The sequence below is a fragment of the Kitasatospora cineracea genome (genome assembly GCF_003751605.1).
Lineage (GTDB): Bacteria > Actinomycetota > Actinomycetes > Streptomycetales > Streptomycetaceae > Kitasatospora > Kitasatospora cineracea.
Map to the genome: position 1 here is coordinate 3151057 of NZ_RJVJ01000001.1, position 14210 is coordinate 3165266.

The 14210-nt window shown below is 68.3% G+C and carries 4 protein-coding genes; 1 reads left to right on the forward strand and 3 read right to left on the reverse strand.

Annotated elements, in window-relative coordinates; translation table 11 throughout:
* Positions 1-537 precede the first annotated feature (537 nt).
* Positions 538-5442: an FG-GAP-like repeat-containing protein gene (locus EDD39_RS42060; protein WP_148089441.1), complete on the forward strand. Its 4905-nt coding sequence runs from the start codon at positions 538-540 to the stop codon at positions 5440-5442.
* Positions 5443-6558: 1116 nt separating this feature from the next.
* On the opposite strand, the gene EDD39_RS14385 is transcribed toward EDD39_RS42060, so the two are convergent.
* Genes EDD39_RS14385 through EDD39_RS14395 form a run of 3 tightly spaced genes read right to left on the reverse strand, consistent with a single transcriptional unit; the run spans position 6559 to position 14210 of the window.
* Complete coding sequence (locus EDD39_RS14385; protein ID WP_123556137.1) at positions 6559-9540, reverse strand: RNaseH domain-containing protein; 2982 nt, start codon at positions 9538-9540, stop codon at positions 6559-6561.
* Between the two features lie 57 nt (positions 9541-9597).
* Positions 9598-12927 (reverse strand): hypothetical protein, encoded by a 3330-nt coding sequence (locus EDD39_RS14390; protein WP_123556139.1) that lies wholly within the window; start codon positions 12925-12927, stop codon positions 9598-9600.
* The gene (locus EDD39_RS14395) at positions 12924-14210 is read right to left on the reverse strand and encodes a restriction endonuclease-related protein (RefSeq protein ID WP_123556141.1); all 1287 of its coding nucleotides are present in this window, start codon (positions 14208-14210) and stop codon (positions 12924-12926) included. Before EDD39_RS14395 ends, EDD39_RS14390 begins: the two co-directional genes overlap by 4 nt.

The window sequence follows — 14210 nt, forward strand, 5'->3', positions numbered from 1 at the left end:
GGGTGCGGGTGAGCGGGCGCGGGGCGGGCACGGGGCGGGCACGGGGCGGGCGCGGGGCGTGAAAACCGTTGCGTCGGCGAACGGATCCGCGGGATGGCGTGCCCGGTGGGAATGCGCCGCGCGTGGAATTCGGCGGCGTTTCCGTCGGGCAGGTGCGGAATCAACCGCCGGATCCGGAATCGCAGACCTTTGGCGAATCATTTCCACCTGCCCCACGAGTCGGCCGTGTCAGTTTTCCGAGACTTGACCCGGTGTGGGGTACTCGCTCACGGAGTGGGCCGTTGACCTGCTGTATCAATCGATTTGACACGGGTTCAGGCGGTTCGTATCAGTTTCGCCGATGATTTTGCCATTCTATTACCTGGCGCGCGGCCGCGGCACCCGAGAACCGCTCGGGTTTCACCGTCGCGCCCTGCTCGTCCTTCGTGATAAGTACCCTTCCGAGCCGTTGGTTTCTGCGGCGAACCGCCTCACGAGGACGAAATCGAGAAAATGCGCATAAGACGAAGCTCCGGCTTGGCAGGCAGGAGCGGAGCCGTGCTGTTGGCCGGCGCGCTGGCCGCGATCACGCTGTCCGGTGTCCCCGCTTTCGCGGCTCCCGCTGCCGCACCCAAGAGCGCTCCGACACCCACCGGTCCCGGGAAAGGGGCGACGGAGCGGGAGGCTTCGGCGCAGGCGAAGCGGACCGGCAAGCCGGTGGTGGCGGACGCGCTGACCACGGAGACGGCGCAGACCACCGCCAACCCCGACGGGACGCTGACCCTCACCCAGTCCGCCGTCCCCGTGCGGGCTTTCCGCGACGGTGCCTGGAGGGGCCTGGACGCGACGCTGAAGGCCAACCCGGACGGCACCCTCTCGCCCGCCGTGAGCGTCGACAGCGTGGTGCTGTCGGGTGGCGGCAGCGGCCCGCTGGCCTCGCTGCACACCGGCGGCCAGGGCATGGCCCTGACCCTGCCGCTCGCCCTGCCCAAGCCGGTCCTCGACGGCAACAGCGCCCTCTACCCCGAGGTCGTCCCGGGCGTCGACCTGACCGTCACCGTCCACGAGGACGGCTCCGTCAGCGACGTGCTGACCGTCAAGGACAAGCGGGCCGCGCACGACCCCCGCCTGAAGGACCTGCTCAACGCCAGGACCGACACCACCGCCGGCCTCAAGGCCGAGGCCGACGCCGACGGCAACCTCGCCGTCACCGACCGGCACGGCCGCCCCGTCCTGACCGCCCCCGCCCCCACCGCCTGGGACTCCACCCCGGTGCGCGGTGCGGTGGAGAACCTCCAGGCCGTCCAGCCGAAGAAGGCCACCGCCGGCGCGGGCCAGGCCGCCCACCGGGCGAAGCTGAAGCCGACGGTCAAGGACCGGTCGATCGAACTCGCCGCCCCCGCCGATCTGCTGGACGCCGCGGACACGACCTACCCGGTCTTCCTCGACCCGACGTACTCCCCCAACTGGGGCAAGAGCGCCTACTCCAGCCCCTCCGCCGCCTACCCGGGCACGAAGTACTGGAACAGCACCGTCGACCCGACCTCGGGCATCACCCAGATCGGCAACGGCGGCTACGGCGGCGAAGCGCTGAGCATCTTCAACTTCCCCATCGACCAGAACCTGCTGCACGGCGCGGTCGTCTACGGCGCCTACTTCGGCATCACCGAGACCCACTCCTGGGCCTGCCTGACCTCCGGCCACAACCAGTCCGTCGGCGTCTACGTCCCCGGCGCGACCCTGGACAGCACCAACGCCACCTGGAACTACTGGTCCGGCAACCTCGGCAGCCGCGTCGGCGACCAGAACTTCGCCAAGGGCTACAACTCCAACTGCCCGGCCGGCCCGATCAACGCCTACGACATCACCGGTCCCATCAACCAGGCCGTCAACGACTGGAAGTGGACCCAGACCGTCGCCCTGCGCGCCGACGACCACTCCGACAACTACGCGTTCAAGGAGTTCCAGGCCAGCACCGCCAACCTCACCATCACCTACGACAAGAAGCCCGACACCCCGTCCGGCCTCTACACCTCCCCCGCCACCAACTGCTCCTCGACGGTCCTGGGCGACACCTCGGTGACGCTCTACGCCCCCGTCTCCACCCCCACCGGCAGCTCCCTCACCACCGGCTTCACCCTCTACAAGTCCGGTGACGGCAGCCACACCAACCTGCTGACCCCCGCCAACGGCATCAACTCCGCCTCCTACAACGGAGCGTCCGGCCAGCCCGCGGTCATGCCCGTCCCGGAGAGCCTGTTCAAGACGGCCTCCGGCGGGGCCTCCACCTCCTTCACCTGGCAGGCCGTCACCACCGACAACACACTCACCTCCGACTGGTCGAGCCCCTGCACCTTCACCTGGGACCCGACCCGACCCGGCGCACCGACCGTCACCCCCACCGCCCAGCCGCCGGCCGGCTCCGCGAGCTGCCCCGTGGTGGGCGGGAGCGGGGCGCTGCCGCAGATCGGCACCAGCTGCGCGTTCACGCTGGCCCCGCCCATGAACGGTGCCGTTGCGGCGTACCAGTACCAGGTCAACCAGAACCCGCCGGTCACGGTCAGCGCGACCGGCGGCGCCACCATCACCGTCCCGGTCGCCGCGCTCGTCAACACCCTGAACGTCAGGGCGCTGTCCGCGGGCGGCAACCTCGGTTCGCAGACCACCGTCTGGTACGACGGCTCGAAGATCGACCCGCCGGCCAAGGACGGTGACCTCAACCTCGACGGCACCCCCGACCTGATCGTCCCCGGCAGCGGCACCGGCGCGTTCACGCCCGGGCTCTGGCTCGCCACCGGCCGCCCGAACGGCGCCGTCACCCAGAACGCCGTCAACATCGGTGTCAACGGCCTGCAGTTCGACTCCTCGACCGGCCCCACCGACTGGAACGGCGCGCAGACCGTCACCGGCAACTTCTGCGGCAACGGCGCCCAGGACGTCCTCGCCTACTTCCCCACCGGCGCCAACGCCGGCGGCGGCACCGTCATGTGCAGCGACGGCAGCACCGACCCCCTGCACGCCACCCTCGGCAACAGCACCGCGCCCCTGCGCATCGCGGGCGGATCGCTGTTCGGCACCGACCGGAGCCCGGCCACCCAGGTGGTGACCGCCGGCAACACCAGCAGCCGGAGCACCGGCCACCCCGACCTGCTCGCCGTCACCGGCGGCGACCTCGTCCTGCACTGGTCCACCACCTCCAACGGCTACAGCAACACCGACCCCGACTGGGGCAGCACCTGCCTCGGCAACTGCACCGTCCTGAGCGGCCTCAACTCCCCCGACGGCACGCACGACTGGAACAACTGGCGCATCGCCACCACCCAGCTCGCCGACGGCACCGCCGCCTACCTCTGGAACCCCGCCACCGGCGCACTCCACCTCTGGACCGGCCTCAAGGCCACCACCGACGGCACCACCCTCACCACCACCGGCACCTACACCATCGCCGCCTCCGGCTGGAACACCGGCAAGAACCTCACCCTCCGCGCCGCCGACCTCACCGGCAGCGGCATCCCCGGCCTGTGGGCCACCGACACCGCCGGCGGGACCAGCACCAGCTACGTGCCGGCCGCCCTCGCCAACACCCCCGCGCTCAAGGCCACGGCCACGTCCATGACGCAGCCCAACCACGCGTGGATGTTCCAGGACATCGCCGACCACCAGCCCGGCAGCCCCCTGAGCGCCACCGCCGACACCGTCGGCTCCCTCGGCCTCACCGGCACCAGCGGGGCGCAGTGGCACACCGGTGACGTCTTCTCCCCGGACGTGCTGCTGAACACCGGCGTCGACGGAACCCCGTCCAGCAACGGCACCGGCGTCCTGAGCACCAGTACGGCGGCGGTCAACACGGCCGGCAGCTTCACCGTCTCGGTGTGGACCAAGCCGGACGCCATGGACGGCACGCTGCTCTCGCAGGACGGCAACACCGGCGCGGGCTTCAAGCTCTACATCGACGCGTCCAAGCACTGGGTGTTCTGCCTGGCCACGGCCGACAGCGCCAACCCGTCGTGGGACTGCGCCGGCACCGGTGCGGCCGTCCGGCTCGGCGCCTGGACGCACCTGACCGCGACCTACAACCAGAGCACCAACAAGCTCGCGCTGTACGCCAACGGCATCGTCGCCAACACCGCCGCCCACACCGCGGTCGCCGGCTTCACCAAGGGCCTGCGGGTGGGCGACGTGCTCGCCAACGGCACCCACCAGTCCTTCTACCGGGGCGCCGTCGCCAACCTCCAGACCTGGAACGGCACCGCGCTCACCCCCACCCAGGTCGCGCTGCTGTCCGGCGTCCCCGGCTACGTCATGTTCCCCAGCGACGACACCAACTACCCCAGCGGCACCACCTGGACCGCCGGGCACGCCACCATGTCCTTCCGCAGCGGTGTCCTGACCATCAGCAACCCCGGCTACGGCACCTGGACCTACGGCACCGCCGGCGCCTCCACCTCCGTCATGTCCCTGCAGGCGGACGGCAACCTCGTCGCCTACCCGCAGGCGGCCCACACCACCGGCACCGCACTGTGGGGGACCTCCACCAACAACTCGCCGGGCGACGTGATGTTCTTCCAGCCCGACGGCAACCTCGTCATCTACAAGGCCGACGGGACCCCCATCTGGTCCTCCAACACCTACAGCCACGGCCTGCGCGACACCGCCGCCACCAACGAGTCCGGCGGCACCGGCAAGCTCCGTTACGCCGACTTCGACGGCGACGGCCGCGCCGACGCGATCACCATCGCCGACAACGGCGCCGTCAGCGTCAAGCTGAACGCCGGCGGCGACGGCCACGGCGGCTGGGCCGACCTCGGCCAGGTCACCGGCGGCGTCACCACCGACCGCACCAAGGTCCGCTTCGCGGACTTCGACGGCGACGGCAAGGCCGACTACCTCGTCTTCAACGGCGGCGCGGTCAACCTGTGGCTGAACGTCGGCGGCGACGGCCGCGGCGGCTGGATCTACTACGGACAGATCACCACCGGTTCCACCGGCAACCCCGACCAGGTCCGCTTCGCGGACTTCGACGGCGACGGCAAGGCCGACTACATCCTCACCCAACCCAGCGGCGCGGTGGGCGTCTTCCTCAACAAGGGCGGCGACGGCCACGGCGGCTGGCAGGACCTCGGCCAGGTCGCCACCGGCACCACCGGCGACATCACCCGCATCCGCTGGGCCGACCTCGACGGCGACGGCCGGGCCGACTACACCGTCGTCAACGCCGACGGCAGCATCACCTCCTACATCAACCACGGCGGCGACACCGGCAGCGGCTGGGTCCTCCGGCCCACCGTCTCCGCCGGCCACACCACCACCCAGGGCCAGGTCTACTTCACCGACCTGGACGGCGACGGCCGCGGCGACTACCTGCTCCTCAACGGCACCACCAACGCCTGGCTCAGCAACGGCGGCGACGACTTCGCCACCCCCGGCTGGACCGACCTGGGCCAGATCCTCGGCACCGTCTGACCCCCGGAACCGAACCCCGCAGCCCCACGGGGAACCCCCGCCCCTGCCCGCCGGCCTCCCCCGGCGGCCAGGGGCGGTCCCGCACCCACGGAGACCGGACCCCCACGAAACCGGACCCCCCACGAAACCGACCCCCCACGAAACCGGCCCGCCGAGACGCACCGGCGGCGCGCCCCGACAGGCCGGAGGGTTTCCTCTTCGGAGGGGTCCTACAGGTCGTAGTTCTGATCGAACATGCCTCTGACCTGCGGAAACGTGGGCCCCGGGGAAGATCATTTCACAACCAGTGCACACGCGGCGGTGATGACGATGAGCGGCGGCGAGAGACGCTGAGCGGAGACCACGACGTTGAGCTTGCTCCTAGCCATGGGTCGCGGTGCGGGGCTACTGATCGTGGCGGTGTGGCGTCGTTCCACTCGGCGGCTTGGTGGGGCGAGCATGGCGGCGAAGAAGCCTCGAAGCATGGGTTGGAGCTGTTGTCTGTCCGAGTTCGTGGCCGCCGAATCGGTACACCTGGTATCCCTTGAGCCGTAGGGCGCGGTCCTCCGCGACCATCTTCGAGTAAAGGCGTGGAGAGGCAACGTTGCCCTCGGCGTAGTGCTGCTTGCTGTCGACCTCCAGGACAATTCGCTCGGCCCCCGGGAGAAGGAGCAGGAAGTCCATGCGCTCACAGCCCAGGACACTCTCCTTGTCCCCGCGCTCTGAGCGGGGTCGAGGGCCGAGGTGTAGGTGGACCTTGGGGGAGGGATAGGCGGCTCCGGTCTTGTTGATCGGATAGTGTCGGCAATAGATCTGGAAGAGGAGCCTTTCGCGGTGATCGCTTCAGGTTGATTCGGGTCGGTGGTGCAGCAAAGCCCAGAGCCTCCTGTAAGTAGATTTTCCGACAGTCTCGTCTGCTGTGTTTTCGGTGAAGGTCACGGGTTCGCCAGTCGATCAGACCACCCTAGGTGAGGCCGGATGCTGGCAGGGGGCGGTCATGCTGGACGTATAAATTGCCGCTCTTCACGACAATGACGTCATTGTTGATGGCGTTGCCCGGGGCGAAATCTAGCTAGCTTGGTTCACGGGTCCGGAATTCACGGAGCGAAAGATCGAAGGGCCCAGCCCCGTGCAATATCAGCCGACGGTGTCATTGCCATCCATCGCGTCTGCGATGATCTTCTGTGACTCGGGGTCCATCGGTGCGGAGCGACGGTATTGCGGGTGGTCGAGGTCCATCTGGAGTGCTGCGTGCAGCGGGGCCGCGTACCGGGTGCGGTCGGACCAGGCCAAGGCTTGGTGACTGAGGCGGGCGGCGGCCACGGCGAGGTGTTCGCGCTGGTAGCCCGAGTGGGTGCACATGGGCGTGATTTCGCGGGTGCTCATGGCGTACCAGGGTGCGTTTAGCTCGTTTTCCTTGCGCTCGTCGGCGTTCTCGGAGGCGTTGCCCGGTTCGGCGCGCCAGCGGGTCTTGTACTGGCCGTGGCGTTTCTTGCCGTAGTTGCGCGGTTCGGTGTAGAGGAACCAAGGGTGGCCTTCGGTGCGTTCGGCCGGGAAGTAGAGGTCGCTGGAGGTTTTGAGGGTCTTCTCCGTGCCGTTCTTCAGTTTCTCCGTGATGTAGGCGAGACGGGGCATCTCCTCCTGGTTGCAGTTGAGTCGGATGACGCTCACCGGTGCGGCGTGGGCCGGCAGTCCGGTGCTGGGGAGCCACGGGCGCGAGTCGGTGGGGTCGGGTTGCTTGCCTTGCTTGTTGTTGTTGAGTCCCGGCCACATTCTGCGGCAGGCGCTGCCGTCGATGATGAGGGCGTAGGGGAGGTCGTCGAGTTCGTCGGCGAGGTCCTGGAGGGCGAGTTTGACGTCGTGTCCGGCCTGGGTCCAGCGCTGGATCTCGTTGTTGCCGTCGGCTCGGTGGAGTGGGTAGTTGGCGGCGTGGAAGCGGGCCTGGGCGGTGGGGTAGTGCTCCCAAACCGGGTTGAGGTTGCTCCAGCCGAGCATCCGCCAGGTGCCGTCAGGGGTGTCCGGTGGGATGAGCACGCTGGCGGTGACGATCCGCTTGGGCTCGCCGCGGAACCTTCGGTCGGTGGCCTGCTTGCGGATGTGGACGCCGCACCAGGCGATGCGGGGGATCGCGTAGGAGTCGTCCGGGCTGTAGAGCGCTTCCTCGAAGCGGGCGTCGATGATGCCGCAGGAGCGGTAGAGGTCGAGGAGTCCCATATAGACGCGGTGGTCGTCGTAGGGCTTCTTGGGGACGGTGAGGACCTGGTCACCGTTGGCGCCGTCACGTTGGCGGCCGACGAGGTACTGGCTGGGAGTGAGGGTGGCTGCGAGGGCGCGCCTGCTCTGGAATTTCGCGTCGCTGTCCTCCAAAGCCCTCTCCACTTCGGAGGACTTCAGCTGCTTGTGTTCCTCGCCGGCGATGGGCTTTTCGGTCTCGCACCAGGCGGCCAGCATGATGCCGGGTTCGCTGTAGGCGTCGATCACGGCGCGGGTGTCGGCGGCCCGGGTCGTGGCCGGGCCGTGGGCCAGAAGGTCCTTGGTGTAGTGGAAGACCGCTTCCACGCCGGGTGCCAGCGCGATGCGGTCGCCGTCGATGCTGCGGTCGATGTCGGACGGGTCGAGGCCGTAGGAGTGCGCCAGTCCGTGGAGCATGCGCATCCGGGTGGGTGCCTCGTAGTACAGGCAGAGGATCCGCAGGGTTTTGTACCCGGCTGCTTCGATCGAGCGCTGGATGCCGGCGGGGTTCGGCAGGCCGACGAGGTCGATGTACCGGTTGTCCTTCTTGCGGGCGGCCTTTTCCGCGGCCGAGAGGGTCTCGAAGGGGCGCGGCGAGAAGACGCTGCCCTTGGACTTGAGTTCCAGCAGGCGGGCGGTGCCGCCGAAGGCGCGTTCGATCTGGCCGCGGAGCAGCTCTAGGTGGTATAGGCCGGCGCCGGTGCCGACGGCGAACCACTTCGGGGGAGTGGGTACGACGGGGCGGACGACTCCCGGGGCTGGGGTGAGGAGCGTGGGGCGTTTCCCGTTCTCTTCGCGGGTGTTCCACAGCTCCCGCTCCCGCTGGACCCGGCTCTCCACCGCGTTGAGAGCGGTCCGGTCGGCGTCCAGCTTCGCCAGGATTTCCATCGCGTAGGTGTTGGCCTGTCGCAGGCCCCGGCCGTCCAGACTCACCTTCAGCAGCGGCCGGCCAGCTCCTTGGTCGACGAGGGCGGTGCGGGAGAAGATCAGGGCGTTGTTGACGCGCCGCACGTGGGCGTCGGTGTTGATGATCGGGTGGTCGACCGCGGTGTAGGTGGCCATCTTCACGGTCATCCTGGACATGGCGTACTGGAGCCTGCTGGAGCTTTCGTCAGTGGGCCAGTCCCGGGTGATGTCTTCGGCCTTGATGGGATGGCCGCGGCCGGCGAAGGTCAGGCCGATGGGGTGGTCCCAGGCGACGAGGCTTCCGTCGGTGGCGGGCCGGTAGTACACCTCGGCCCGGGTGCCCTCGCCCGTGGCTGCCTGCCAGTCGACGATCCGCTCCTTGGTGTTGCCCTTCTTGTCGACGTACTCCTCCGTGACACCCTCCATCCTCTGGTCGATCAGAGGGACGGCGGCAAGGCGCTTCGCGATGTGCCACTTCACCGCGTCGTAGGCCCAGCTGGGAGGGTTGACCACGCCCTCATCCCCGGTGACGAGGATGTGCTCGGCAAGTGGGAGGCGGCGCGCGGTGGTGGCGGCGATCAGCGCGGCGAGCCGCGACTCGACCTGGAAGGGGACCTCGTCGAGCGGGATCTTCCGAACGATCCCTGCCAGGAAATTGAAGACCTTCGTCAGGGTCTTGGGCGTGATCTCGGTGAGGCTCACCATGTACCGCAGGTACTTGTCGACGTGGATGTAGCCGTCGGTGAGCTGTTGCAGCACGGTCACGACGATGGAGTAGGGGACGAGGAAGACGTCCTCCTCGCGCTGATCACGGACCGCCTTGGCGTTCGCGCGGGCTGTCTTCTGCAGGCTGCGCCATTCGCTGCGCGTGGCGTCGTCGAACCCCCAGACGAACGCCTCCATGCCCTTCAGGAGGTCGGTGGTGCAGTGGATCGCCGTGGTGTGCGCGGTCAGATCCCGCTCGGCGGCACGTCGCCCCATTCCGCGGTCCCCTTCTCTCTCATCGTCCTGGACGGGTTGGCTACTGGGGTGGTGGTGCTACAGGTCGGTGTCGGGCACGCCTGCGTAGGCCAGGAACGCTTGCAGGGCCTGGCCGTAGAGCTCGTTCATCATCCGCTTCTGCTCCCGTGTCCAGGTGCCGTGGATCCGCCAGATGATGCTGGCCAGGTCGGAGCTGAACTTCGTGTCGTGCAGGGAGTGGTCGACGATGTGGAGGGTCATGTCCGTCTCGCCTCGGCGCGCCCGGCCGGCGAGCTGCACGAGTTGGACGAGCATGCCCGCAATCAGTTCCTCCTGCAGCTCGTGGGCCATCTGCGAGAACCGCGACGGTGAGTGCAGGATGCGCTGCAGCTGACGCCACGAGGCGTCGCGGGCCTTTTCGACCGCCAGAAGGGGATCGGTGTGTCCGCCCGATAGAAGGGCATTGATGCCGGCCGCGTTGACCGAGCCGTGGATCCACTCGGTGTCCTCGATGCTCAGGACCGGTCGCACACACAGGAAGATCTCGCTGACGGCGGAGCGGGTGCCGACGACGATGTTCAGGCCCCGGGCGATCACGGCCAGGGGGGCGATGAGGATCTCGCCGTGGTCGGGGAAGGCCTCAAGTTCCTCGCGCACCATACGGCGGACGTGGGAGGGCAGGTGCTGCTCGTAGTCCCGTTGGTGGAAGTCCTTGACCAGCAGGCAGATGCGGTGGCGCAGGCCCACGGCCTGCGCGAGTCCGTGAGCGAGATAAGCGCACTGTTCGTAGGAGTTGGCGGTCAGGATGACCCGCGCCCGGTTCTCGTCCCGCTTTGCGTTCCGCTCTTCCAGGCGCCGCAGCCGTCGGTCCAGGTGCTGCTCGTACAGCAGCCGGCCGAGGTCACGCAGAACCGCGGGCTTCTTCTCCGCCCAGATGCCGCCTACGCGCAGAGCCTCGCGTTCATCGCCGGAGTTCGGATCGATCACGGGGGTGGCGCGGGTGACGATCGAACGTGGCCGGGTGTCGGGCAGCCACCACTTCACCGGGGCATGAACGTGCTCCTGGACGGCCTGGGGGAAGTAGGCGGTGGCAGACAGCCCGAGCACCGGGCGTTGGATGCCGGCGACCATGAGGGCGGTCAGCCCGCCGAGTTCGGAGACGAAGGTGTGGGGATCGCCTTCGAAACAGCGGGAGAGCAGTTCGGCTTCGCTCTCCTTGGCCTCAAGGCCGCGGATCTGGTAGCCGCTGATGGAGCGGCCGAGCGCGGAGAGCGGATATAGGACGGTCACCGTGCTCTTGTGTAGGCCGTCGAGGATCTTGCGCACGGAGGCCAGGTCGAGGTGGCTCAGCGAAGTTGCCTGGCGGCGGAGGTTGGCCATGCTGACGTCGAGGTCACGCAGGATGGTGCGGGTGGCGAGGAGGTTCACCACCGCGGCCCGCTTGTTGGCGGCGGGGACGGCTTCGCTCAGCAGACCGTGGAGTTCCTGCTGGACGAGGGAGAGGAAGTTCTCACTACGGGGTGAGGTCAGGGCGGCCAAGGCTCGTCGCAGAGCGTCCCAGTCCGCCGAGGCAGGGTCGTCGATGTGGTCGGACGGTTCGGGCGCGTTCCACCGCTCGGGCATGATCTCTTCGAGGAAGTGGAAGAGCTGCGGGGGAACGGCATCGGGGCTGGGCACCAGGTCAGGGAAGAGCAGCTGGAGGATCTCGCGGTCGCGGGAATGCGTCAGGCGCCACCCCTCGTTGTCACGCCCTGCGGCGCCCCACCCCTCGGCCTCGTTCCCTGGGTTGAGCTTCAGCGCGCGGGAACAGAGCCACAGCAGCAGGAACTCGGCCATCAAGCGGGCATGGCTGACTGGGGACAGGATCTGTTCCTGGTTCTCGCTCGGCAGCCGCTTGGCGTCCTGGTCGATCTCCCGCAGGGCGCTGTCCCGCTTACGGGAGGCCAGCACGACGGAGGACGTGCAGCGGCCGATCGTGGTCTTCTGGAACGCGTCGACTTCGTCGACGACCAGCGCGTCGAACGAGCGCAGTGCCAGCTCCAGTGCGCTCACCCCGGCGGTGCCGCGGGCCTGGCTTCGCCACTCCTGCCCGTCGATGACGGCTCCGACCCGCAGAGCTCCGTCCAGGAGGTTGGCGTGGTTGGTGACCACGATGTTCGCCTCTGCTGCCTCGTAGACGGGGCGGAACTTGTCGCACACCGGGAGGTAGGGACAGGCGTGCCGCTTGGCGCTGTCGGCCGTTGGTGCGATGAGCGTCAGGCAGTTCTCCTCCCCGGGCGGATAGAGGTCTGGTGGGTCCATGAGGACGCGCTGTGCGCACCCGTAGGCAAGGTGGGCGATGTCACGCTGTCCTCGCAGGTCCCACTGGGTGATCTTGGCTGAGGGGGTCAGCGCGGCGTAGTCCATGGCCCGCTTGTGCATGCTGGTGGCCGACATCAGCGGCACGCAGGTGGCCAAGTTGTCGAGCTTGCCGAGTTCGTAGAGCCAGCCGAGGTCGTTGTTGATGTCCCAGGCCATGTTGAGGGTGGCGCGCACATCGGTGAGCGCGATGGCCAACCGGTACCCCTGGAGGACCGCCCAGGAGGCCAAGACGCGTACGAGGACCGTCTTGCCGCTGCCGGTCGGCGCGTTGAGCACCTGCAGTAAACCGGACAGCAGGTCCAGCTCGGACAGTTCACCACCGGCGCTGCTCTTGAGGGCGCTGAGGAACTTCTTCAGCACCGGGTGCAGGTATGCCACCGACTCGTTGCGTTCGGACAGCCACTGCGCAACTTCCAACAGTTCGTGTACGGGCGCCGCGATCCGCTCGCAGGCCGGCGCGGTCGTCAGCCGTGGAAGTGCTTCATGCCCGGGCGCCTTCTCGAACAGTGGGGTAGCAGGGAACTCGATCTCCCGGTTGGTGACCCCGTGCTCCTTGCCCAGGTAGGTGGTCCTGGTCTTCCACACGCCCGGTCCGGCGAACTCAGTGGCCTTGGGCCGCTTCCCCGGGGTGAAGAACCGCCCGGTCAGGCGTTCGGCGTGGCCGAGGAAGTCGCCCCCGATCTTCAGTAGCGCGGCCTCTGCCGCGAAAGGATCGCCTTCGACCAGGGCGACGGTGCCACCTGACTTGTCATATCCGTCGCCCTCCGGAGCGAGCTTGCCCACGAATGCCAGCACGGCTGACTTGAACGCCTTGGGGTTGCACCACTCGGCCGGCATCAGCTGCCCCACCTGGCGGACCACGCGTCGCTCGGCGAGCGTCAGCATCGGCCACTGGTCCCACGCCTGCGGCTTGCGCGCGGCGAAGAACGCCGCGTCCCTGAAGGAGGCCACGACGTTGCCATCGGCGTCCTTGCGCCTCATGCAGTGAGAGGCCAGGGCGAGGGCCCCGATCAGGCCCGCCTCCGCACCGGTCAGTTCCCCGTTCACGCCCGTCCTTCCCGGATTGCCGCCAGCACCTCGTCCACGAAGCCGCTCGCGGTGATCGCCCGCATTCCGTAGCGGCGGCACACCGGATCGAGCGTCGGCACCTGTGCGTCCCGGTGGTCGGGCACCACCAGCCACTTGGCGTCGCCCTTGTCGCCCGCATCCATGTCCAGTTTGTCGACCAGGTGGTTGACGAAGGTGTAGTCCTTGAAGTCCGCCGGGAACGCGATCTTTCGCCTCGGACCGTTGTCATTGATGACGTGCAGGTCGATGCGGTCGCCGTCGACCCACAGCTCAGCCCGCCAACCTGTGCCCTTGAGATGATGGTTCAGGACACGGTGAAGCCTCAGTTCTGGCAGACCGGGCACACAAGTACTCCGCCACACCGACCTCACCAGCGCCTTGTGGCCCTCGACCGGCTGAGCCTGTGGGACCTCGGGCACACAGCCTGTCCACAGCTCACCCTGTCGTCCCCGCGGAACGTGGCACTCGAATGCGGGATGCAGCACGGGAGGTTCTGCCTCGGTCGGCTGGAACAGGTAGCTCGCGCCGGTCTGCTCATGCCAGCGATACAGGCACCAGGCCTTGCCCTGCTCCCGCCCGTCGACTCGGGCTACCGAGACTTTCATCGGCCACCTGCACGCCGGGCAGGGAAACCACCACCCGCGGTAGCGCGCGTGCTGAGGAACCGGCCGGTAGAAGTCGATCGCCCGGGTCGGGAACTCCAGGTCAGCAAGGACAGGTCGGTCGCTGACGGCGGTGGCCGTCTCCCTCTCCAGCACCACGGGGTGCTCGATCAGGTTCGTGCGGTGCCTCTCGTAGTAGGGGCCCTTAATGGCACTGAACACCGACTCCTGGCTGTGCTCGTCGTCGAGCGCCGTGAACGTCACCCGCCCGGCGAACCTGCCCACCTTCTTTGCGGCCCGGATGACCCGCTCGGCCTCCAGCCGAAAGTCGAAAGCATCCCCCGGCGCGACCCCGTCCACATCGAGGAACCGAAGCCCGTCCAGGCTGCCCGGGTCCGCCCACTCGGGCATCAGGCCCGTCATGGAACCCGCTTCTGAACCGGTCAGCCTTTCCAACAGATCGGTGAACCTGACACGGTGCCCCGGACCGGCGGCGGCCATCAGCGCACCTTGAGCTTCCATGAGGCGCTCCAGCCGGCCGGGGCCGCTCAAGTCCTCTCGCGTGAGAGCATCCCCGCACACCGCGAAGGCCATCGCCGCGCTGAGCAACGCCTCCGTCTGGCGGAACTGCTCCGTGCCGCTTGCCTCTTCGCTATCCAC